At 53.8% G+C, this 24,119-nt stretch carries 19 protein-coding genes; 10 read left to right on the top strand and 9 right to left on the bottom strand.

What is annotated here, in order from left to right; genetic code table 11:
* Positions 1-7 precede the first annotated feature (7 nt).
* Positions 8-910, bottom strand: a complete 903-nt coding sequence (locus tag OI69_RS09950; protein ID WP_235319673.1) for an AraC family transcriptional regulator — start codon at positions 908-910, stop codon at positions 8-10.
* A gap of 165 nt (positions 911-1,075) precedes the next feature.
* Here OI69_RS09950 and OI69_RS09955 point away from each other — a divergent pair, with 165 nt between their 5' ends.
* Positions 1,076-2,062, top strand: a complete 987-nt coding sequence (locus OI69_RS09955; protein ID WP_039349494.1) for a class I SAM-dependent methyltransferase — start codon at positions 1,076-1,078, stop codon at positions 2,060-2,062.
* Positions 2,063-2,170: 108 nt separating this feature from the next.
* On the opposite strand, the gene ygjG is transcribed toward OI69_RS09955, so the two are convergent.
* The 3 genes from ygjG to OI69_RS20060 all read right to left on the bottom strand — a co-directional run bounded on the left by ygjG (position 2,171) and on the right by OI69_RS20060 (position 5,604).
* Complete coding sequence (gene ygjG, locus OI69_RS09960) at positions 2,171-3,577, bottom strand: putrescine aminotransferase (RefSeq protein WP_200886916.1); 1,407 nt, start codon at positions 3,575-3,577, stop codon at positions 2,171-2,173.
* 320 nt (positions 3,578-3,897) lie between these two features.
* Positions 3,898-5,322: an aminobutyraldehyde dehydrogenase gene (patD, locus tag OI69_RS09965; protein ID WP_039349500.1), complete on the bottom strand. Its 1,425-nt coding sequence runs from the start codon at positions 5,320-5,322 to the stop codon at positions 3,898-3,900.
* Positions 5,323-5,442: 120 nt separating this feature from the next.
* Positions 5,443-5,604, bottom strand: a complete 162-nt coding sequence (locus OI69_RS20060; RefSeq protein ID WP_167335186.1) for a hypothetical protein — start codon at positions 5,602-5,604, stop codon at positions 5,443-5,445.
* Between the two features lie 264 nt (positions 5,605-5,868).
* Here OI69_RS20060 and OI69_RS09970 point away from each other — a divergent pair, with 264 nt between their 5' ends.
* From OI69_RS09970 to OI69_RS10005, 8 genes are all read left to right on the top strand, one after another.
* Entirely contained in the window at positions 5,869-6,378 is a 510-nt protein-coding gene (locus OI69_RS09970) for an RNA polymerase sigma factor (protein WP_039349502.1), read from the top strand.
* A gap of 117 nt (positions 6,379-6,495) precedes the next feature.
* A complete protein-coding gene (locus OI69_RS09975; RefSeq protein WP_039349505.1) occupies positions 6,496-7,464 on the top strand; it encodes a FecR family protein in 969 nt (322 codons plus the stop codon).
* A gap of 260 nt (positions 7,465-7,724) precedes the next feature.
* Positions 7,725-10,403 (top strand): TonB-dependent receptor, encoded by a 2,679-nt coding sequence (locus OI69_RS09980; protein WP_039349508.1) that lies wholly within the window; start codon positions 7,725-7,727, stop codon positions 10,401-10,403.
* Between the two features lie 117 nt (positions 10,404-10,520).
* Positions 10,521-11,138: a heme acquisition protein HasA gene (locus OI69_RS09985; protein ID WP_039349512.1), complete on the top strand. Its 618-nt coding sequence runs from the start codon at positions 10,521-10,523 to the stop codon at positions 11,136-11,138.
* A gap of 257 nt (positions 11,139-11,395) precedes the next feature.
* Positions 11,396-13,258 (top strand): type I secretion system permease/ATPase, encoded by a 1,863-nt coding sequence (locus OI69_RS09990; RefSeq protein WP_039349515.1) that lies wholly within the window; start codon positions 11,396-11,398, stop codon positions 13,256-13,258.
* A gap of 52 nt (positions 13,259-13,310) precedes the next feature.
* Positions 13,311-14,669, top strand: a complete 1,359-nt coding sequence (locus OI69_RS09995; RefSeq protein ID WP_039349518.1) for an HlyD family type I secretion periplasmic adaptor subunit — start codon at positions 13,311-13,313, stop codon at positions 14,667-14,669.
* Between the two features lie 2 nt (positions 14,670-14,671).
* Positions 14,672-16,018, top strand: coding sequence for a TolC family outer membrane protein (locus OI69_RS10000; RefSeq protein ID WP_039349519.1), 1,347 nt, complete (start codon positions 14,672-14,674; stop codon positions 16,016-16,018).
* Between the two features lie 596 nt (positions 16,019-16,614).
* The gene (locus tag OI69_RS10005) at positions 16,615-17,955 is read left to right on the top strand and encodes an anaerobic C4-dicarboxylate transporter (protein ID WP_039349521.1); all 1,341 of its coding nucleotides are present in this window, start codon (positions 16,615-16,617) and stop codon (positions 17,953-17,955) included.
* A gap of 172 nt (positions 17,956-18,127) precedes the next feature.
* On the opposite strand, the gene cbl is transcribed toward OI69_RS10005, so the two are convergent.
* The gene (gene cbl / locus OI69_RS10010) at positions 18,128-19,081 is read right to left on the bottom strand and encodes an HTH-type transcriptional regulator Cbl (RefSeq protein WP_039349523.1); all 954 of its coding nucleotides are present in this window, start codon (positions 19,079-19,081) and stop codon (positions 18,128-18,130) included.
* 378 nt (positions 19,082-19,459) lie between these two features.
* Between cbl and OI69_RS10015 the strand changes: the two genes are divergently transcribed.
* The gene (locus OI69_RS10015) at positions 19,460-20,437 is read left to right on the top strand and encodes a DMT family transporter (protein ID WP_039349526.1); all 978 of its coding nucleotides are present in this window, start codon (positions 19,460-19,462) and stop codon (positions 20,435-20,437) included.
* Between the two features lie 57 nt (positions 20,438-20,494).
* Here OI69_RS10015 and OI69_RS10020 read toward each other — a convergent pair whose 3' ends face one another.
* Genes OI69_RS10020 through OI69_RS10035 form a run of 4 tightly spaced genes read right to left on the bottom strand, consistent with a single transcriptional unit; the run spans position 20,495 to position 24,118 of the window.
* Complete coding sequence (locus OI69_RS10020) at positions 20,495-20,992, bottom strand: TlpA family protein disulfide reductase (protein WP_039349528.1); 498 nt, start codon at positions 20,990-20,992, stop codon at positions 20,495-20,497.
* Entirely contained in the window at positions 20,979-21,695 is a 717-nt protein-coding gene (locus OI69_RS10025) for an ABC transporter ATP-binding protein (protein ID WP_039349530.1), read from the bottom strand. The genes OI69_RS10020 and OI69_RS10025 overlap by 14 nt, the downstream gene beginning before the upstream one ends.
* 4 nt (positions 21,696-21,699) lie before the next feature.
* Positions 21,700-22,839 carry an ABC transporter permease gene (locus OI69_RS10030; RefSeq protein WP_039349532.1) on the bottom strand — a complete coding sequence of 380 codons (1,140 nt, stop codon included), beginning with the start codon at positions 22,837-22,839 and terminating at the stop codon, positions 21,700-21,702.
* Entirely contained in the window at positions 22,829-24,118 is a 1,290-nt protein-coding gene (locus OI69_RS10035) for an ABC transporter permease (RefSeq protein ID WP_039349535.1), read from the bottom strand. Before OI69_RS10035 ends, OI69_RS10030 begins: the two co-directional genes overlap by 11 nt.
* Position 24,119 lies beyond the last annotated feature (1 nt).

The following is a 24,119-nucleotide window of genomic DNA, read 5'->3' on the forward strand; positions in this document are numbered from 1 at the left end:
CAGGATGTTAACGCTGACGTGTCGTAATCATTTTCGGGTTGCGCTGAAAGTAACGCGTAAAGGCCAGACTAAAATTAGCGGGGTGTCGGTAGCCCACTTGCCAGGCCGTTTGCGCCACCTGAAATCCCTGTTCTAATAGCTGATGCGCACGATCCATGCGCATCCGCAATAACATCTGACCCGGCGTGGTCGCAAAACAACGGTGAAAACCGAGCTTGAGCCTGGATTCGCTCATCCCCGCCTGAGCCGCAATACAGGCCAACGTTAACGGCTCGGCCAGGTGTTCCTCCATCCAGCGACAGACCCGCGCTAATTGCTGTCGCTCCTGTTGCTGGATGCCACCCCGCCGCGCTTCCGGTTGCAGAAGATGCCGATACTGCGCCAGCAAACTTAACGCATGAATGTGACGATTCAGTGGGTCATCACCCTCACACAACGCCTTTACATGATTCAGACTGGCTACAGAGATAGGCGTCAAGGCTCGTTGTTGCACCCCGTTATGACTAAACAGGTGTTCCGCGCAATCAATGCCCAAGTAGCGACTCACCGCCGTTTTCCCCACCAACAACCGTAACTGATCGACCTGCTGTTGAGCCTGATAATGGCGTTCCCCCATGCTGGCACCAAACGTCGTGATCGTGACATGCTGTTGACGAAACCAGACCTGCGCACCGCAGCTATCGTAATAGGCCGATTCCCCTGCCAGCGCAAACGTCATCACCAGCATCGGCTGTGAATGTGGATGTTGAGTTTCCTCGATTAAAGCGTGATGTGGGCGGTATAACGAACGAACCAAAGACAGATCAGCTTCAATGCCACTGAAATCTGACCAGCATTCACCCAGGCCATCAGGCAGGATTCGACGAGAGCCAGAAAGATGGGCATCACTCACACGGCACCGCTTCATCATCTCGCCTCCGTTGCTGTCTTTGCATCATCGTCCCCAGCTTCTTTCGCCTATCTGAACGTTTCGCATAGGAAAAACGCCGTCTCGCATAACAATCAACATAATAACCATTCTCATTTATAGATAGCATATTCCCTATCGACTGACCATCAATGAGAAAGCGCACTTATGAATCCATTAGCGACATTATGGCAGCTTGCCGCCAGCAGTGTGCAAGCTGACGCCTTACATCTGGCGTTAGAAATGCAGATTTTTGACCGATTGGAGGAAACCACTACACCGGAGCAACTGGCAAACCAATTGGGTTGGCAACCGGAGAAAACCGGTTTTTTACTTGAACTGCTGTGGAGTATGCAGTTCCTGACGCGTCATCATGACGGCTATCGCACCGTCCCCGCCTGTGTCGCCGTGCTCTGTCGCAGCAATCCGCGCTTTCTGGGTGACGCCTGGCGTTTTCGCCTCACCAGCCTGCGCCAGTTTGGAAAGGGACTCGGCGAAGGAATGCATCTCCCTCTGCCTGCGCAGTTGAGCGAGTTACCCCGTGATACCGCGTGGGCCAACGCAGCAGAGCAGCAAATCGCACAGGAACAGCGTGCGATAACGGCAGATCTTGCTGAATATGTGCTCGCCAGCCTGCCGGATTTCCCACAAGTCAGACACGTTCTCGATCTGGGCAGCGGCCCCGGTTGGGTGGCGATTACGCTGGCGCGGCGTCATGCTCAGATCTCCGGCACCGTCTATGACCTGCCGCAAACGGCTGCCGTGGCACAGCGCAATATCGACGCCGCTGGGCTATCCGCCAGACTGTCGGCACACAGCGGTACATTTCCCAGTGACAAATACGATCTGATCTGGAGTTCTTCTTTCCTCCATTTTGTTGAAGATATTCCCAGCATGTTGGTTAGGCTCTATGAGGCGCTGACGCCGGAAGGAACACTGGTGCTGGCACAGGCGGAAATTGCAGAAGAAGCTAACGATGCCGCTCCGGTTCTGTCGTTCTACCTGCCGTTGCAAATGAGCGGGCGTCACGTTACGCGAGAAGGACAACTGACACAGTGGCTCATTGAGGCGGGGTTCACCGCTGTCGAAACCCGACGTCATCAGGCCTTTCCCATGGCGCCACTGAATGTGTTGATTGCGCGTAAATCCCCCTAACTGCCAATGCGACGGGCATCCTCCTCAGCATGTAAAAAAGCCAGTCAGTGAGGGCTGACTGGCTTTCGGGATGAATATAATAACGTGTTACACGTTCCGTTTCTTTTTTCACTCTACCGCATATTCCTTCATTTTATTTTCGTCAGGCATCGTACCACTGAGCGTATTCAGCACCTCTTTCGCTTCTTTCAACACCCGAACGCATTGTTCGTGCGTGATAGTCAGCGGTGGCTCAATCCTGACCGATTTAGCATTGTTTAGCGTACCCGCGACCAGCACATGACGCTGAAACAGTTCTTTCGCGAAAGCATACCCGATCTCGTTTTTCCTGAACTCGATAGCCTGTAACAGCCCCATTCCTCGTGCTTCGATAATCAATTGAGGATATTCGGCCGCCAGCTTCTGTAAGCCCTGCAACAAAAATGCCCCTTGTATCGCCGCTTGCTCAGGCAGTTTTTTCGTCAGCAATTCATTCACCGTCGCCAACGCCGCCGCACAGGCCAGTGGATTGCCACCGAACGTGGTGGTGTGCAGGAACGGGTTTTCAAACAGCACCGAGAACACCTCTTCCGTCGCCACCGTGGCCCCTATCGGCATCACGCCACCGCCCAACGCCTTCGCCAGACACAGAATGTCAGGCTGCACGCCGTAATGCTCACAGGCAAACATCTTGCCCGTGCGCCCCATGCCGGTTTGTACCTCATCCAGAATCAGCAATGCCCCAACCTCATCGCATAATGCTCTGACCGCAGGCAAGTAATGCTCCGGTGGCACAATCACGCCCCCTTCCCCCTGAATAGGCTCAAGAATGATGGCGGCAACATCATCGCCGGTCTTCTGGCATTGCAGAACCCGCTTACGCATGGCGCTGATATCGCCAAAAGGAACATGATGGAAGCCAGGCAACAGCGGCATGAAAGGACGACGAAACGCAGGTTTGGCGGTGGCAGAAAGCGCACCGAGCGATTTCCCATGGAACGCCCCTGTCGCGGCAATAAAGGTATATTTCCCGCGCGGTGATTGATAGGCCTTCGCCAGCTTGAGGGCAGCTTCGACCGATTCCGTTCCGCTGTTGCAGAAGAAGCTGTATTTCAGATTGCCCGGCGTCAGCGCCGCCAGCGTTTTCGCCAATAATCCCCGCAGCGGATCGAGCAACTCCTGACTGTGCAGCGGTTGTCTGGCAAGCTGGCTCTCAACGGCGGCAATAACGTTAGGGTTGCGATGTCCGACGTTAAAAATGCCGTAACCGCCCAGACAGTCCAGATATTCATTCCCTTGGGTATCAATCAGCGTATTCGGGCCGCTGGCGCGCCATTCGACTGCGCCGTAATCGCCGCCGGTAGTGACAGATTTTCTGTACTCCAGAAAACCCGGGTTGACGTATTCACGAAAACAACTCAAAACTTCTCGATTCAGTGCCGCCATGTCATCGTGGGATAGCGTGTCACTATGAATCCAATGCAGTGCCTGCTGAGTACACTCTAGCGGGTTAAGGTGGGCGTTTGATCTGGACAAAATGCGCTCCTTGGAAACGGACATCATGTGATGCCAATTTAATTAATGCACATAACACGCCAGTCGCCTGCCTAAAATCAGAATAAAATATAAAAATGTGATCTAATCGGAAAATTCAGCAGATGATTTGAACTAAGAGTAAATATTCGAAATTAATAACCAGCAGAGATATTATCTATCCGAGCCAAAGCCAGTAAAAAACGCCTTGCTTGTACCCAGCGTGCCCTCTTTTGGGGCACACCGGGGTTGGTAAACACACAACGTCATCACCCGCCTTTCCTTGCAGGACGGGCAAAATCCGTGCAGCAGACCGACGCTCCTCAATGCCGAATCATGATGTGACGCACGATGGTGTAATCTTCCAGACCGTACATCGACATATCTTTGCCGTAGCCGGACAGTTTTTGCCCGCCGTGTGGCATTTCGCTGACCAGCATAAAGTGGGTGTTTACCCAGGTACAGCCGTACTGAAGACAGGCAGCCAGACGGTGCGCTCGCCCGATATCACGCGTCCAGACCGATGAAGCTAAGCCGTAATTCGACGCATTCGCCCAGCCAATCACCTGCGCCTCGTCGTCAAACGGCGTGATCGATATCACCGGGCCAAATACCTCTTTCTGTACGATCTCGTCTTCCTGCTTCGCCCCCGCCAATACCGTAGGCTGGAAGTAGAATCCTTGCCCTTTCACCCGCTCGCCACCGGTCACTACCGTGATGTGCGGCAGCGCTTTGGCGCGTTCGACAAAACCAATGACGCGTTCAAGCTGCGGTTCGGTGATCAACGGCCCCAGTTCGGTTGTTTCATCGTGCGGATCGCCCATTTTCAGCGTCGATACCGCGTTGCCTAATGCCTCTACGACCTCATCGTAGACCGCGCGCTGCACATACAACCGACAGGCCGCGGTACAGTCCTGACCCGCGTTGTAGAAACCGAAGCTACGGATCCCATCAACGACCTGATCGATATTCGCATCGTCAAAAATTATCACCGGCGCTTTACCGCCCAGCTCCATGTGCGTCCGTTTTACGCTCGCGGCAGTATGCGACAAAATGTGCGCGCCGGTCGCTATCGACCCCGTCAGCGACACCATGTTCACTTTCTCATGCCCCGTCAGCGCATCACCGATGTCTGCACCACGCCCGAACAGAATATTCACTACGCCAGCCGGCAGGATATCCGCCAGCAGATGCGCCAGATAGAACGTGGTCAACGGGGTTTGCTCCGCTGGTTTCAACACCACGCAGTTCCCTGCCGCCAGCGCCGGGGCCAGCTTCCACGATGCCATCATCAGCGGATAATTCCACGGGGCGATGGATGCGACGACCCCAACCGGATCGCGCCGGATCATGGAGGTGTGCCCTTCGAGATACTCTCCCGCCGCCGAACCGCTCAGGCAACGCGCCGCACCAGCAAAAAAGCGAAACACATCGGCGACCGCAGGGAGTTCATCATTTAGCGCCGCATGGTAGGGTTTCCCACAGTTCAGCGATTCAAGCTCGGCGAACATCTCGGCATTTTCTTCAATGGCATCGGCAATCTGTAGCAACAGCGTCGCACGCGTTTTCGGCGTGGTTTGTCCCCAGTGCGCAAAGGCAGACTCCGCGGCCAGAACGGCTGCATCAACCTGGTGCAGATCGGCTTGCGCAATGACGGCAAGTTGCTCTCCCGTTGCAGGGTTGAATACTGGCAACGCTTCGCCTTTCCCCGCGACCAGCTTGCCTTCTATCAGTAATTTGTCATGCATACATTTTCCTTACAGAGAGAAAACGGTGGTGTGTTTCATCACTATCTGCAAAATGTTGGTGCAAAAAACCTGCCACTTTATGTTTGATAACTAATCGGTTTCGCAACAAGCGGCATCACATTAAGGCGTGTTATCCGACGCTTTCCTCGTCTGCGTCGCGGCCTGTCTGGCTTCTTCCGCCAGCGCCTCAATGTCCTCTTCCGTCAGTTGATCTGACGCTTCATGTACCTTTGCCAGCCCTTCACTGACCGTCACGTCTTTAGGATCGTCTTTCGTCGCCATCGTCATTCCTCTCAATGAAATAGTACGTCAACACCGATAAGTGTAGCCGATGGCAAAAATCCGCCACTCTGAAGAAGATTTAACGCTACTTTCCGGCTCGTCATATGTGATAATAATTATCAATTACATTAAATTTATTATTCAGGGCCTTACCCCGTCGACGTCAACGGACAGTACGTGCACCGTTATGGCGCGCGTCGTGACAAGGGAAAGGGGTTCTGTTGCCGCAAAGGCGGCAGGAAGGTCACCTGACGGGACGTTGACATGTCAGAGTCTGAACTCAGAATACTGTTCAACCACTATGCAGAACGGTTAGAACGCTATCTCACTCATAAACTGCGTGATCCTCAGGCAGCAGCCGATCTGGTGCAAGAGAGTTTTTTACGGTTGGCGCAACGACTGGAACAGCAGGACGATGTCGACGACAAAAAAGCGTATCTTTATAAGACAGCAAATAATTTGCTACTCGACCATATTCGCCACCAACAGCGCTGGCAGATGGCGACGTCTGTTGACGACGTGGAAACAACGCTGGAATATCTGCCGGATGCCGCGCCTCAGCTCGATCAAACAGCCATCGCTCAACAGGAGTTGGAACGTCTGGCAAACGTATTGGCAACATTGCCAGAACGCACGCAGTTGATATTTCATCTGCACCGGTTTGAACACATGACGCAGGCGCAAATTGCTCAGCAGTTGGCGATTTCTCTCAGCACGGTTGAGAAACACCTTGCCATGACGCTGCATGCGATGATGGCAAGTCGCTCCTCGTGAGCATCATCACTATGCTGAAAACCATCGACCATCATGAAATAATCACAAATTATTTACGGGTTTATTGCCGTCAGACGTCTACTTATTTAGAGACCCTACCTACTCCAGGCCTATAACATGAATGATTATCCCCCTGAAATCCAGCAGCAGGCAGCACGCTGGGCCATACGTTTGGCCGAAGCGCCGCTGGACGATGAACAGGAGCTGACATTCCAGCACTGGCTGGCACAGGATGCGCGCCATCGCCATGCGCTGGAACAAGCAGGGAGGCTCTGGCATGGACTCGGCGCGCTCAGCGCGGAACAGCAACGGGTACTACAAAAACAAGGGCAGCAACCACACCCTGTGGTCGCGTTACCCGTCAAACGCGTGAATCGTGCGACGCAGTGGAAAATTGCAGCGTTATTACTGTTAGGGGTGAGTATCGGCACTACGTGGCTTTCCGACGGCATCCTGCTGCTGCGCTCGGATTATCATACAACGCATCAGGTGAGACAGGTTACGCTGCCCGATGGCAGTCAGGTTGATATGGATGCGGGCAGCGCCATTGCCCTCGCCTACTCGTCGCAAGAACGACGGGTCACGCTGCTGCAAGGCACCGCCTGGTTTACCGTCGCACCGACCCGCGCCCAGGAAAAACGGCCTTTTCTGGTCGAGGCCGCATCAGGCACCACACGGGCATTGGGTACGCAGTTTATTGTGCAAAACACCTCACAGGCAACGAGCGTCGGCGTGGTGGAGCACAGCGTTCAGGTAACAGCAAACGGGCAAACGCTGCGGCTTGATGAGCAACAGGGGGCACGCTATACCGAACAAGGGATGACTCGCCTCCCCGGATGGAATAGCCGCGAGCGCGGCGACTGGCGGCGCGGCCTGCTGATATTTGATCAACAACCGCTGGCTATCGTGATCGCCCGCATCAATCAATATCGTTCGGGGACGATCGTGATTCCCAGTACAACGCTGCGCCAGCGTCAGGTCAGCGGCATTTTTTCGCTGAACGAACTGGATGGCGCACTGCAAACCATCGCCACTGAACTGGGTGCCAAAACGGTTTCACTACCCGGCGTCACCGTTCTGTACTGACCCTCTCTTCGCATACGCCTTTCCCACTCCAGCCATACCGCTCAGGCATGGCTGTGTTTCATCAATATCCTTAATATTCACAAGGTCGCAACGTACCAGAGAAAAAAATTTAAATATTTTTTTACGGGTTCTGTCATCTCAGCCGTCTTCATATTTAGGTAATGATTTTTATTATCATTTCCATTAAGAGATCAGAGTTAACTATCACTTTGTTTATTAATAACTATTGATAATTTAACAGATAGCAGACCAGGCGAAAAATGTTTAAAAAAACACAACAGCAAGGCAGCAGCTTGTTACAACTTACTCCACTCTCTCTCGCCGTCGGCATCGCACTTGCGCTGCCTGGTTCATTTCACTCTGCGCAAGCGGAGACCCAAGCTGCCCACGTTCAGGAAGCGGTTCGTCAAAGCGTCGCCTTTTCTATCAGCTCGCAACCGCTGAGCAGCGCGTTACTCCGCTTTGCCGAACAGGCCGGGTTACAAGTCTTTTTTGCTGACGTCAAACTGGAAAATATGCAGGCCTCCGCGCTTCAGGGACGTTTCGCGCCAGAGCAGGGACTGCGCCAGTTGATCGGGGCCAACCCGATCGATTTCCAGATCGACAGCAATGGCGTGATTACCCTGCGGCCTCGTTCAGCCAACGTCGATACGGCAAAAATAGACGATGTGATGACGGTGCGGGCGTTTACCGTCGCTAATCCGGGTGACTGGATCTACGAACAACCGCGCGCAATCAGCGTCATTTCACGCCAGCAGATGGATAATCGCCCTGCCCGCCACGCTGCCGATATGCTGGAACAATCCGCAGGCGTGTATTCCAGCGTCAGCCAGCAGGATCCCGCGCTGTCGGTCAATATTCGTGGCATACAGGACTTTGGTCGCGTGAATATGAACATCGACGGCGTACGGCAGAATTTCCAAAAAACCGGCTACGGCCAACGTAATGGGCAGATGTATATCGACTCGGAGCTGCTCTCCGGCGCCACGATTGAGAAAGGCGCGACCAACGTGATGGGTAGCGCAGGTACACTGGGCGGCGTCGCCACATTTAACACCGTCAATGCCCATGATTTTCTGGCACCGGGTAAAGAACTCGGTGGAAAACTGCACGCCAGCACCGGCGATAATGGAACGCATTTTATCGGCAGCGGAATTCTCGCACTAGGTAACGAAAAGGGGGACATTCTGGTTGGTGCCAGCGAGCGTCATCTGGGCGACTACTGGCCGGGCAATGACGGCAACCTCGGGAATATCCGAATTCCCGGTAATTCAAATAATTATGAGGAATGGGCCAATAACTTAAAGCATCAGAAAGTGACCAACGCGGCCTACACCATGCGTTCAAGGCTGGCGAAAATCGGCTGGAATCTGCCTGCTAATCAACGTTTCCAGCTCAGCTACATGCAAACACAAACCTCTTCTGAAAATGCCGGGACATTATCCAATCTCTCCAATACCGAACTCGGTTGGAGAGCCAGCGGGCACAGTGAGATCATGGCACGCAGTACAGCTCTGGATTACAGCTTAAAACCGGATGACCAGCGCTGGCTGGATTTTAAGGCCAAAATTTATTACGCCGATACCAATAACGATACCGATAACTATGCCCTCTCCAATACCAGCGCATACCACGAGCGCACGCGGTTACGGACTTACGGTGCGCAGGCACAAAACACCTCCACGCTATGGCAACAGGGCGCTCACGAGCTTAACGCTGATTACGGGTTAGATTTCTATTACGACAAGATCACGACGGACAGCACCAATAGCACGGCCAGCAACGCCACCCCGGAAGGAGATCGGGCGATGACCAGCCTGTTCGCCAACCTGAATTACGCCTATGACGAGTGGGTGACGCTACAGGGCGGCCTGCGTTACGATCGTTACCGGTTACGCGGCACCACCAGCATTAGCTACCGGGACATTCCCTATACTATTACCAATCCCTGCACCGCACGGTCAATCGCACTCTGCCCGCCATTCGTTACCACCACACAGGATTGGAATATCGATGACGAACACGGCAAGCTTTCTCCTACCCTGTTTGCCGGTATCCGTCCCGGCGTTGAATGGCTACAGCTATTTACCAGCTACGGTTTATCCTGGCGTCCACCGTCAGTCAGCGAAACCTTTGCCAACGGCACCTACAGCGCGGGTAACTATTACCTGTACCCGAACCCCTATCTCAAACCGGAACGCTCCCGCGCCTGGGAGGTCGGATTCAATATTCAGCAGCCCGACCTGTTGTTGGATGGTGACAGGCTGGTCACCAAGGTGTCCTATTTCGATACCCGGATAAATAACTACATCAGCCTAAACGGCGCGCGCAATAAACCGGGTTATAACGGCTATTCTCTCAGCAACTCCGTGTTCCAGAACAATCTGGTGAAAAGCCGCTTCCGCGGCATGGAGTACCAGCTTAATTACGACGCAGGTTTTCTGTATGTCGATGCCACCTACACCCACATGTTCGGCAATAACGATTTCTGTGCGCCAGTAGCCTGGATGGGCGGCGTCACCACCGTCGGGGGTTCCAGAGGCAACTATTACTCCACGCCTGTCGATACCACGGCCAGTGATTTCTCTTGTCAAAAAACGCTGTTATTCAGCAACGCCGCCTATCTGCCGGGCGACCGCGGTTCCGTCACGCTGGGGACTCGCGTCTTCGATCGCAAGCTCGATATGGGGGTAACGATGCGTTTCGCGCCCGGCTATCAGGATGCCGCCGCGCCCAGTAACTCGGCCTATTTAGCCGACTGGCCCAAATATGAAGTTTACGATCTGTACGCCAGCTATCGTCTGACCGACAGCCTGACGCTGCGCGGCTCCGTCGAGAATATCGCCAACCGTACTTACATCGTGAGCTATGGCGAATCACTGGGTTACACGCCAAGCCGAGGGAGAACGGTGCAGGCTGGCGTGGAATACCGATTCTAATTTCTCTGTTACCCCACGCGGGCAACAGGAAAACCAAGGGGATGGGATGGCTCATCCTCTTTCACGACAGACTCGAATGACCGCGCCTGTCGATCGTTAGCTAATGAGGAATCTATTATGAGTTTTGCAATTACCTACGATGCCTACTATGCCAATTACAGCATTGCCAGCTACCTGACTGAATGGTCGGCAGCGTTTGGCGACGTTAATCATACCGCGGGTAACACACAAGTCGGTGGCAATAATACCGGGGGCTTTTACGGCGGCGATACCTCTATAGACGGTACTCAATATGCGATCACGAGTACACAGAATGATTTCTCCGCGCTTATTGCTGGTGGCGATCTGACTTATAGCCTCTTCTCCCCGCCAGCCCACACCCTGTACGGCGATCTGGATACCCTGTCATTTGGTAACGTCCTGCAAGGCGGCACCACGGCGGGCACCACGTATTCTCTTGTTGAGCCGGAAGTGACGTTCAGCGGGCTGGATCTCTCTACCGACGTAGCCAACCTGACGGTTAGCGATCGCGGTGTGGTGCATGACGTGATTTACGGCCTGATGAGCGGTCAGGTTCAGCCGCTACTGGATGCGCTGACCAGCGCGGGTATCGATATCAACGCCAGCCTGGATAGCCTGAGCTTCGCAACCGCCACGTCTGATGCGGTGCTCTCAGCCGACACCGTGGTTGACGTAGTTGGCGTCGCCGACACCGCCGACCTGCTGGCGGCATAAGAAAACGGCTAAAAGATGACGCTTTTAGCCGTTTGAGCGAACACCGTCGCGGTACGGAGAGAAAGAAACCTTACCTCATTCACGTTGCAGGGAAGCGGCATGAAATTTGGTAGGTACGGCACCGCGGCGGTCTATTGAGTGTAATAACCGTTAGGAAGCCGCGTCAATAGCGGTACACCTAACCACTTTTCCCCTCTTCCACACGGAAGATACCCCGTGTGAGAACGTTGGCGACTTTATTGAAGAAGGAACATCCCATGCCCGTATCCCATCCGGCTTCATCAGGCAGGGAGATTATTGACGCGCTGGCCGCCTACCGTCAGGGGTTCTGGGGAATTGGCTTGTTCAGCGCCGTCATCAACCTGCTGATGTTGGCTCCTGCCATTTATATGCTTCAGGTCTATGATCGCGTGTTGCCTTCCGGCAGTACCATGACGCTGGCGATGCTGACGCTCATCATGCTGGGTCTATTTTTATTAATGGGATTACTGGAATGGATACGCAGCGCCGTGGTGATCCGCCTCGGTACACAGATGGATATGCGCCTGAATCAGCGCATCTACAATGCCGCGTTTGACAGTCATCTCAGAAACGGAACGGCAGGAGCCGGACAAGCCTTAAACGATCTGACCGCTCTGCGTCAGTTCGCCACCGGAAATGCGCTATTCGCTTTCTTTGATGCACCGTGGTTTCCGGTTTACCTTCTGGTGATTTTCTTACTTCATCCCTGGCTGGGCGTCATGGCGCTGGCGGGGGCGATCATCTTGATTGTGCTGGCCTGGCTGAATCAAAAACTGACTCGTGAGCCTCTGGCTTTAGCCGCAAAAAATACCGTTCAGGCAACACAACAAGCCAATGCCAACCTGCGCAACGCCGAGGCTATCGAAGCCATGGGTATGTTACCCGCGATGCGTGAACGCTGGCTGACGCAGCATAAAACGTTTCTCTATTATCAGAATGTTGCCAGCGAAAAAAGCGCCAACATTACCTCACTGACCAAAAGTACCCGACTGGCACTTCAGTCGCTGATGCTGGGGCTGGGTGCACTGCTGGCCGTCAACGGGGATATCACGCCCGGCATGATGATTGCGGGATCCATTCTGGTGAGCCGCGTGCTTAGCCCGATCGATCAGATTATTGGCGTCTGGAAACAGTGGATGCAGGCACGCCTCGCCTGGCAGCGGGTCAATCTCTTGCTCGACGAGCATCCGGCACGCCCCGTCGGCATGGCGCTGCCCGCACCAGAAGGTCGGCTTCAGGTGGAACAGCTTAGCGCCAACGCGCCGACTACCCGCACGCCCATACTCGCCAATATCACGTTTGAACTGGCACCCGGTGATGTGCTCGGCGTGCTGGGGCCTTCAGGTTCAGGTAAATCGACCCTCGCCCGTCTGCTGGTTGCCGCGATGCCCGCTCTAGGTGGAAAAGTCCGACTGGATGGCGCAGACATGCACCAATGGGACAAAGGCGATTTGGGCCGATTCATCGGCTATCTGCCGCAGGACGTACAGCTTTTCAGCGGGACGATTGCCGAAAACATCGCGCGTTTCACACAGCCGGACGCAGAAAAAATCATCGCCGCTGCCGTCACGGCAGGTGTACATGAGATGATTCTGCGACTGCCGCAAGGCTACGATACACCGTTGGGTGAAAACGGATCTGGATTGTCTGGTGGACAGAAGCAACGTGTCGCACTCGCCAGAGCCATTTACAACCAGCCGCGCCTGATAGTGATGGATGAACCCAATGCCAGTTTGGATGACGACGGTGAGAAAGCCTTACTGGCAGCGATTGCCGCCCAGCAGGAAAACAGAAGCACACAGATACTGATCACACATAAGCCCGCACTGCTTTCTTGTGCCAACAAGCTGTTAGTCCTGCGGGCTGGGCAAATTCAGTACTTCGGCGCGACAGAACAGGTACTGAAAGCACTACAGCGCACCGCCCCCGCCAATGCTGCTATGACCAAACCCACCCGCCCTAAACCTGCATCGGTTAAGTCAGCCGACGCCGCGAATGCCTTTCGCCCAAATACGTTTATCCCAAAAGAACAGAGTTCCGCCGGGCTGAGTATGGTGTACAGCGCACCGACGCCTCGTCGTGTTGCGCCGGATAAATGAGATTTAGCGCCATGATAACGAATACCCACAGTCGGGAAAGAAGAGGATAGCCATGCCCGCGTTACGTGAAATCACATCACAGCCGATAGCCGTCCAGCATCAACGAGAGGATAACGTTACGGCGATGCCGTTACATACCGATGCTGGTCGCTATTTGAAGCATGGCCTCTGGCTGGTTCTGCTCGGTTTTGGTGGCCTACTGCTCTGGGCTGGCATGGCTCCCTTAGATAAAGGGGTCGCGGTATCCGGTCGGGTCATTGTCGCGGATAACCGGAAGGCTGTGCAGCCCGTCAGCAGTGGACGTATCGCCTCCCTCAGCGTGCGGGATGGCGACCGCGTGCAGATCGGACAAACGCTTGCCACGCTGGATCAAACCCCTGCTCAGGCACAGCGCGACAATCTGGCAACGCAGCTTCAGGAAGCGCAAGCGGGCGAAGCGCGTCTGCTGGCGGAACGCGACGATCTCAGCACGATCCCCTTCCCTGCTTCCACCGCGCCACACAACACCGTCACGCAGCAAATCCAGATCGCTCAACAGCAGCTCTTCATCAGCCGTCGCGCGGCGCTGCAACAGGAACGTGCCGCGATGCAGGCCGCCATTATCGGGGCAAAAGCCCAGTTTCAGGGGTCACAGGCACTGCTTGCCAGCAGCCAAACACAGTTCCAGATTATTAACGAGCAGCTACGCGGGCTGCGTCCACTGGCTAAGGAAGGTTATATCGCCCGTAATCGCCTGCTGGACATCGAGCGGCAGGCAGCCCAATTAGCTGGCGCGCTCGCGCAGGAACGGAATAATCAGGTGCAACTCCAGCAGCAGGTGGTCGAGCTGGAGCAAAAGATTCAGCAACGCCAGAACGAATACCAAAAAGAAGTACGCACACAGCTTGCCGATACTCAGCGCTCCATTCAGGATCTCACCCAACGGCTGAAAACGGCGGATTACGAGCTTCAGCACACACAGATTCGCGCCCCCGCCAGCGGCACGGTAGTCGGTCTGGCGCTGCATACCGAAGGCGGCGTGGTCAATAGCGGGCAGATGCTGATGGAGATTGTTCCCGATGGACAACCGTTATTAATTGACGCACAACTGCCCATCGAGTTGGTCGACAGAGTTAATAACGGGTTGCCAGTCGAACTACTGTTTTCCGCGTTCAATCAAAGCACGACGCCGCGTATTTCCGGCGTGGTCGCACTCATCGGTGCCGATCAACTCGTCGAGCAACAAACAGGAAAACCTTATTACTCCCTGCGGATTCAGGTAGATGAACAGGGCAAGCAGCAACTCGCGGGACTGGACGTTCGCCCCGGCATGCCGGTGGAAGCCTTTATCCGTACCGGTGAACGCTCTCTGCTTAATTACCTGTTCAAACCGCTTTCCGATCGCCTGCATCTAGCGCTGACCGAGGAGTAAACATGCTGCGCCTTTCATCCGTTTATCGCTCGGCAATCCATGCCGTCCCGTTTTTTCTCGCGCTGGCCTATAGCACACCGGGGCAGGCGCTGGGATTAATCGAAGCCTGGCAGCAGGCGCTGAAGCACGATCCGACCTTTCAGGCCGCCGTACACGCACGTAACGCCGACAGCGAAGAGAAGAACATCGGGCGTGCGGGGCTGCTGCCAAAAGTCACTTATGACTATAGTCAGTCCCGCAACGATTCCACGGTCACCGCCGGCGGCCAACAGGCGGAGCGGGATTACACCAGCCACGCCTCCGGTTTTTCTCTGCAACAGCCGCTGATCGACTACGCGGCATGGTCACGCTATAAGCAGGGCGAAGCCAGCGCCGTGCTGGCAGACGAACAACTGCGCGATGCCAGCCAGCAACTGCTGGTGCGCCTGTTTCAAGCCTACACTAACGTCCTGTTTAGCCGTGAGCAAATTGCACTGGTTCAGGCACAGCAGCGCGCTTACCGCGAGCAATATCACCTGAATCAGCGTCTCTTCCAGCAGGGAGAAGGCACCCGCACCGATATGCTGGAGACTGAAGCGCGCCTTAACCTGACGGAGGCGCAGCTCATCGAAGCGCAGGACAATCTGGATATTAGCCTGCGCGAACTGGAAACGCTGCTGGGGATGCCCGTCGGCGTGGAACAACTTGCGGCGTTGACGCCACGCTTCACGCCGCAGCCGCTTCAGCCCGCTGGTTATCAACACTGGCAAGCGCTGGCGCTGCGCCACAATGCGCAGCTATTAGCGCTAAACCAATCGCTGGCTGTGGCGAAATACGGCATTGAACGTAACCGGTCGGGTCACCTGCCACAAGTTACGCTGGTCGCCAGCACGCGCAACACACAGTCAGACACCGAAAACAGCTACAACCAGAAATACGACACGCGATCGATTGGTATCCGCGTCAGCGTGCCGATCTTTGCCGGAGGTGGCGTCTCTGCCGCCACACGCCAGGCAAAGGAACGCTATCAGCAAACTGCACGAGAAAAAGATGAACAGACGGCGACAATCCAGACGGAACTGCGTCGCCAGTTTAATTTAGTCACCAGCAGTCAGGCGAAGATCCGTGCCTATGAGTTAGCGGAAAAGTCGGCGTTAGCGCTCGTCACCGCCACTCGAAAAAGCGTCCAGGGCGGAGAACGTGTGAACCTTGACGTACTGAGTGCCGAACAACAGCTCTACGTCGCACGACGCGATCTGACAGAAGCACGCTATACCTGGCTGACAGCCTGGCTACAGTTGCGTTACTACGCGGGTACGCTGAACGAGCAAACATTGCATCAACTCGCGGCCTATTTCGTGCATATTTAGAACGAACGATGGGTATATATTTTTATCATTTATAAAATATTTATATTAATAACCAATTGCGCTATAAGTTTGATAGCGCATTCAGGCATGCCTTATTGTGAGGTATTTCTCCAGGGCATCAATTGACTTTTTAGATGAATGCGCATTCATTTTTTTAATTTTAAATTAATCATTTAAAAACAATATGATACTAAAAAATACCACTTTATGGTTAATTTTTATTTTTGATAAAGAATGATTAGCTCAATAAAATTAACCAGAAACAAAAAATAGCACAAATAAAAACAAACAAAATAAAAACATGGAGTTAATTATTCACCAATAAAAACACACAATCCACTAACAAAAAACGCAGAAAACGGCGCCAACATCCATTAATAAATTAAACTTACACTTAAATAACTAAATAAACCAGAAAAACATCATTATTGCGAGCGAGATCTTTTATTTTCAGGAAATAAGACAAAGGTAAAAATTAATAGATTTAGATCAAGAAAATAAATAACAACCCGTCCATATAGTACCCACAGTAAAAACTCACTTATTTTAATTCTAACTCATCCTTTTATCTTATAAAGCAATGCAATGGGGCTACTATGGATTTCATCATTCAATTAGTCATTGTCCTAATCTGCCTTTTTTACGGGGCAAGAAAAGGCGGGATCGCGCTAGGTTTATTAGGCGGGATTGGACTTGTTATTCTGGTCTTTATTTTTAAACTGCAACCAGGTAAACCACCTGTTGATGTCATGCTGGTCATTATTGCCGTGGTGGCTGCATCGGCAACGCTTCAGGCATCCGGCGGGCTGGATGTCATGCTGCAAATCGCAGAGCGTATGCTGCGGCGTAACCCGAAATACGTTTCGATTATTGCACCGTTCGTCACCTGCATTCTGACGATCCTGTGCGGTACAGGCCATGTGGTGTATACCATTCTGCCGATTATTTATGATGTCGCCATCAAGAATAATATCCGCCCTGAAAGACCGATGGCTGCCAGTTCCATCGGTGCGCAGATGGGGATTATCGCCAGCCCGGTATCTGTTGCGGTGGTGTCGCTGGTCGCCATGCTGGCCAATTTCACCTTCCAGGGTAAACATCTGGGATTCCTCGACCTGCTGTCCATCACCATTCCCTCTACCCTATTGGGTATTCTGGCGATAGGGATTTTCAGTTGGTTCCGTGGCAAGGAGTTAGACAAGGATGAAGATTTCCAGAAATTCATCGCCGATCCAGAAAACAAGCAGTATGTGTATGGTGATACTGCCACACTGCTGGACAGAAAACTGCCACGCAATAACTGGATTGCCATGTGGATCTTTCTGGCAACCATCGCGGCGGTAGCGATTATGGGTGCCGTTGAACAACTGCGACCAGCCTTTGACGGGAAGCCGCTGTCGATGGTACTGGTTATTCAGATGTTTATGCTGCTTTCTGGTGCCATCATCATTATTGCGACCAAAACCAATCCGTCATCGATTTCGAAGAATGAAGTGTTCCGTTCAGGGATGATTGCCATCGTCGCGGTATACGGTATCGCCTGGATGGCGGAAACCATGTTCGGCGCGCATCTGGAAGAGATCAAAGGCACACTTGGCTCACTGGTGAAAGTTTATCCCTGGGCTTACGCGATTATCCTGCTGATCGTGTCCAAGTTTGTTAACTCACAGGCGGCGGCGCTGGCAGCCATTGTTCCGGTGGCTCTGGCTATCGGCGTGGATCCGGCGTATATCGTGGCATCCGCTCCCGCTTGTTATGGTTACTACATTCTGCCGACTTACCCAAGCGATCTGGCTGCTATCCAGTTCGACCGCTCTGGCACTACCAAAATTGGCCGTTTCGTTATCAACCACAGCTTCATCCTGCCGGGCTTGATCGGTGTCAGTACATCCTGCGTCTTTGGCTGGGTGTTCGCCGCCATGTACGGCTTCCTGTAACCTACCGAACAGCCGTCCAGCAATGGACGGCTATAATGCCTTTGGATGTCAGCATCAATACCAGCACGATTTCCTGCCCAATCGACAATTCATCCCGTACAGTAGGAAGAAATGTATCCGCCCGGCCAGAAAAACGCTGGCTGGACATCAGGTTAGGAAAGCGTGCCACCACTCAGATTTGATAATCGATCACCACTTCATCGTTATCGGAGAATACCTTATCCTTAATGTCATCCAGCGACAGTTCGGTATTACATAGCTGAATAAATTTCCAGGCATAATTACGCTGTAACTGTCCCTTTTTTAGTCCCAGCGACACGGTGTTAGCTTCAAAAAGGTGTTCAGCATTCAAACGCACCAATCCCTTATCACGCACGGGATCGTATGACATATCGGCCACAATCCCGACGCCAAGCCCCAGTTCAACATAAGTTTTAATCACATCCGAGTCCTGCGCACTGAGCGTAATATCCGGTGACATGCCCACAGCCTGAAATGCGCGATCCAAACGTGAACGTCCGGTAATGCCGTGACGGTAGGTAATCAGCGGCTCCGCATTCAGCATCTCAAGTGTAATAACCGATTCCTGCGTCAGCGGGTGGTGCTCAGGCACAATCACCGAATGGTGCCAGCGATAGTAGGAAAACGCCGCCAGTGCGGGATCGTTAATCAATTGCTCACTGGCAATACCAATATCGGCTTCACCGGAATGGAGCATTGCCACAATTTCATCCGGCGTGCCCTGATTCAGCACCAGACGCACCTGCGGATACAGCGAGCGAAACGCTTTAATCACGGGGGGCAAGCTATACCGTGCCTGCGTATGCGTGGTCGCAATCACCAGTTGACCGGTGTCGTTATTGGTAAAAACATTCGCCAGCCGCCGGATATTGCTAGCGTCATTCAAAATGCGTTCGGCCACCACCAGCAGTTCTTTTCCCGGCTCGGTCATCCCTAACAAGCGCTTGCCACGACGGATGAAAATTTCAATTCCCAGCTCTTCTTCCAGCTCGCGGATGTGGCGGCTCACGCCGGATTGAGAGGTAAACAGCGTATTCGCCACCTCGGTCAGGTTGTAATTACACCGTGCTGATTCACGAATAATCTTCAGTTGCTGAAAGTTCACCTTTCACTCCCTTGTCTTTATTGCAGATGGCAACATTGATTCAAGTTGAGAGGCCGAACAAATAAGCAAATGGAGTTGATTATATTTTTTTATACTAACGGTATGTCTGCCACGATACATTTTTGAACAAACAACATAAATAATCATTAAAATCATAGTATTATTTATGATTTGTTTTTTGGCGCTGACATCATTAATCAATCATTTCGCTATGATTTATGCCTTTCTGATCTATTAAGTACATCGGCTTTAGCGCTTTATCACACGGCTATCTGTCGCTATGCTTGAGTCCTCACGTCGCGGGTGATAAACCACAATATCCGACAATCATTCATCACCAACGCGCACGATGCACGACTATGAATAAACGGATTGATGATGCTAATTGGTGTTTCATTTGCGCTTGCCGCTGGGCTAATGTGGGGGTTGATTTTCGTTGGGCCGCTGCTGATACCAGACTACTCTGCCGCCTTGCAGTCCACCGGACGCTATCTGGCTTTTGGGCTAATTGCCTTGCCGCTGGCCTGGCTCGATCGCCGCCGTTTGAGCCAGTTGACCCGCCATGACTGGCTGGAGGCCACCAAACTCACCCTGATCGGTAATTTTCTCTACTATTTCCTGCTCGCCAGCGCCATCCAGCGTACAGGTGCGCCGATCTCGACAATGATTATCGGCACCCTGCCCGTCGTGATTTCCGTGACGGCCAATGTGTTATACAGCAAGCACGATGGCCGTGTGGCCTGGCGCCGGCTGCTACCTTCGCTGTTGCTGATCGCCGCCGGACTGGTCTGCGTCAACATTGCCGAACTGAAAGGAACCGCCATCGAATTCGATTTATGGCGTTACATTAGCGGTATCGCGATGGCATTTTGCGCGGTCATTTGCTGGACCTGGTATCCGCTACGCAACGCCCGCTGGCTGCGCGATCACAAAAATCATACGCCGACTACCTGGGCCACCGCGCAAGGTCTGGTTACTCTGCCGCTGGCGCTGTTGGGGTATATGCTGGTGAGTGGTCATCTGGCGCTGACGGATGTATCGTTTACCCAACCATTCGGCCCCCGGCCTGAGGTTTTCATCCCGCTAATGATTGCAATTGGTCTGTTTTGCTCGTGGGTAGGCACACTGTGCTGGAATGAAGCGAGTCAGCGACTGCCAACCGTGCTGGTCGGCCCGCTGATTGTGTTTGAGACGCTGGCGGGACTAACCTACGCTTTCATTATTCGACAATCCTGGCCGCCACTGCTGACGCTCTGTGGTATCACCAGCCTGATTGCCGGCGTCATCTACGCTATGCGGGTAAAGCCGGAACCTGTCGTGGTGGAAGTACAAGTACCAGTTTCACGCACCGAATAAACGCCGCCGTGGCTATCGTGAATAAACGGTATGAGAAAGCGGGGGAGGAGCCGTTATTTATGTCCGGCTTGCCAGCTTCTGAAACAGCGCGGTGAGTTGCGCGTCATCTCTTGCGCCCTGATACGAATCGATCACCTTACCGTTGGCATCAATGATAAATGAGGTCGGCGTGCCGCTGACCTGATAACGCTCTTTGGTGATACCCAATTGGTCACGCACCACCGGATAGGTCACATTATGATGCGCCAGCATTGAGGTGATATCCACGCCGTCAGGATCGGTATTCACGGCCACGACCACCACTTTATCACCGTACTGCTGGCTCAGCTTCTCCAGCGCGCCCATTTCGACCATACAGCCACCACAGCCCGACGACCAGAAGTTCAGGTACACGCTTTTTCCCTGCCAGCGCGACAGATCCACCTGCTGCCCAGCCAGATCGTAAGCCGCTAACGCAGGTGCCTGCGCCCCGACGCTCACCTGTTCATCCTTACAGCCGCTCAGCGCCAGCGCGCCCAGCAGACAAAGCGCAGTTATACCGTTACGCCATCTCATGATGATTCACCTCTTCACCAAAATACTTACCGTGTTGCAGGCGGATAATGCGATCAGCAAACCGCCCCAACTCAGGATTATGCGTCACCATCACAATGGTACGCCCCTGCTGATGCAGATCTTTTAGTAGATCCAACACCCGTCGTTCGTTCTCTTCGTCCAGATTGCCCGTGGGTTCATCGGCAAAAATCACGGGAGGTTCGTTCACCAATGCACGCGCAATACACACACGCTGCTGCTCGCCACCGGAAAGCTGGCTCGGTAAGTGATCCACACGATGCGCCAGCCCAACCTGATCAAGCACGCGTCGCGCCGCCGCTTCATCCACCACGCTGTGGTAATGCTGTGCCAGCATGACGTTTTCCAGTGCGGTCAAGAATGGAATCAGGTGGAACTGTTGAAACACCAGCCCAATCTTATCGGCACGAAACCGACGTCGTCCTTCCTCGTCAAGCGCGGCGGCATCCACGCCGTCCAGCAGTACCTGTCCTTCACTCACCGTATCCAGGCAGGTGAGAATATTCATCAGCGTAGTTTTACCGGAACCGGATGCCCCCATGATGGCGACAAACTCACCGCGTGCGATGCGGATATTGATGTTCTCCAGTGCGGTAACCTGACCAAAGCGTTTATAAAGCTGGCGAGTTTCAATTACCGCCTCCGCTGCCTGCGTCCTTTCCTGCGCGTTCACTGCTACAGACATCGACCTACTCTCCTTTCAAGACTTTGGCTGGTTCGACATAAATTGCCCGCCGTGTGGGCACCACCGCCGCTACGGCAGCGACCAGTAAAGACAGCCCCAGCGTAAGCGGGAATACCGGCAAACGGAGGGAAATGGTCGCGTTGAATACCGCCATTCCCAGCACCTGTGCTAGCAGATAACCCACAAGTGAACCGCATACCACCGCCGCCAGCGCGATAATGCCGGTTTCCGCCAGCATCTGCCGGATGATGTCTCGCCCACTCGCACCCAGTGCCTTCTGCAACGCAAACTCGCGGGCGCGCTCACCGACAATCGCCATCAGCGTGGTATTCACACACAGGGAAGACAACACCAGAATAACCGCCGAGACCAGCCCCATCAGCCCTTTGATTTTATTCAACACCTGCCCTTCCGACGCCGATACCTTCAGGATCGGGCGGATCTCCAGTTGCGGATACTGCTGCTGGAGTTGCGCCGCAAAGCGATCGACCTGCCCCAGATCGTTACTGACGCTCAGCAGGGCATTACTGATCGCGCCTTCTTTATCCAGCCACTTTTGCGCCAGATCCAGATTCACGATCAGCATGTTGTCCGTCGCATCGCCGGACTCCACAATGCCCTTAATCTGCAAGCGCTGCTTTCCGCCATCGTCTACCAGCGTGATACTGTCGCCAACGTTGACGTTCAAGCGCTCCGCCAGTTTCACGCCAATCATGGCGTTACGATCGTCGAAGTTCACGCCAATCCAGTTACCTGTAACCTGCCAGTACGGTGCCAATTGGCGCAGCGATTCGAACCACACGCCCATCAACACCACTTTCTCCAGTTCCGTACGCGCCATGCCGTACAGATAAGGACTGGAGGCATTGATTAATCCGGCTGGCGCGTTGTCAATAATCGGCTGAAACGTGCTCTGTGGAACCGTATTGCCTCGCGCCGGGCCGATGTAAAAATTCGCCCCGAAGGTACGCAACTCCTGGCTCATCTTGGCGTTGATATCGAAATAGACAGCCGACATCGCCGTCACTATCGCCGCCCCGACCATCAGCGCGGCGAACACCACGCTGACGCGCTGCATACGGAGTCGTAACGCACGAAGCACCAGACGCCAAAACATGCTGTTCATCCAGCCATTAGCGCCCATACAGCACCTCCACCGGATACAGTCTGGCAATGCGCCGGGCCGGGAACCAGGTTCCGATGATAGCGATCAGCATCGATATCACTAACACGCAGGGGATCACGATCCACGCAAAGCTAAGCGGTACGCCGAACAGCATCAGGCCAATGGCTTTCGCCAGCCCCCAACCGGCAACACAGCCCGCCATCCCCCCAACCAGCCCACTCAATGCCGCTTCCAGATAAAACAACAGCATGATTTGCCACTGACGTGCGCCCAGCGCTTTCATCAACCCGATCTCTTTAGCACGTTCCATAATGGTGCTGGTCATCAGCGAGGCGATCCCCATCGCGGAAGCGACCAGTGCCGCGAACGTCACCACCGCCAATAGCAGTTGGATCTTGTCGATCACCACGCCTTCCGAGGCCGCCACCTGCCAGATAGGGCGCACGACCGAACCGGAAATAGCCTCTTCCAACTGGTGTGCAATCGAAGAGACATACGCGGTGCAGTACCACAGGTCATATTCTTCGGCATTCAGCGCTTCCAGATTTTCCCGTGCCCGCCGTGACAGTTCATTTTCTGGTACGGTCAGCGCCGATACGCGGATAGCCTGAATTTTACCCGCCAGCCCCAGCAGCGATTGCACCGTTGCCAGCGGCATCACCAGTCGGCTTTCTTCGTCACCGCCGCTGCTCAACACGCCGCTAACTTCTACCGTTGCCTCGCCTTTCGCGCCGTGCAGCACGAGTTTATCCCCAACTTTCCAGCCCGTTTGCGCCGCCAGTTGTTTCCCCACCAGCGCCTGCGCCAGATTTTCCGTCGTCACCGGCTCCTGCGGCCACTGCCCCGTTACCTGCCAATAAGGGCTAACGGTCATGTGCCCTGTGCGATAGTCTTCTTCATCCGGCACCGCGACAGGTTGAGAGAAGAAAGTCCCCAGCACCGCAATCGGCTGACCATTGATCTCGACATCACCACTCAACAGCGGTGCAAAACCGACAATATTATTGCGCCAGAAGATATCCTTGATGTTTGGTAACTCGGCTTCATCAAGGAAATCCTGCCCTTCCAGCGGATTGCTACGCTCGCCAAACAGCGCGGGCAGCGCGGCCTGACCTGCGGGTTCAATCAAAATATTGGCACCGTAGGACTTCAGTTCACGCGCCATTTTGTCGCCGATGTCGATGGAAACCGCCAACAACGCGGAGATCAACCCCGCAGCCAAAAAAACGGTCAGCACCGCCAGCGATTTGCGCCGGATATTTCTACGCCAGGACTGACGCAGCAGTCGCCATAGCATG

Source organism: Pectobacterium fontis (assembly GCF_000803215.1).
GTDB classification, from domain to species: domain Bacteria; phylum Pseudomonadota; class Gammaproteobacteria; order Enterobacterales; family Enterobacteriaceae; genus Pectobacterium; species Pectobacterium fontis.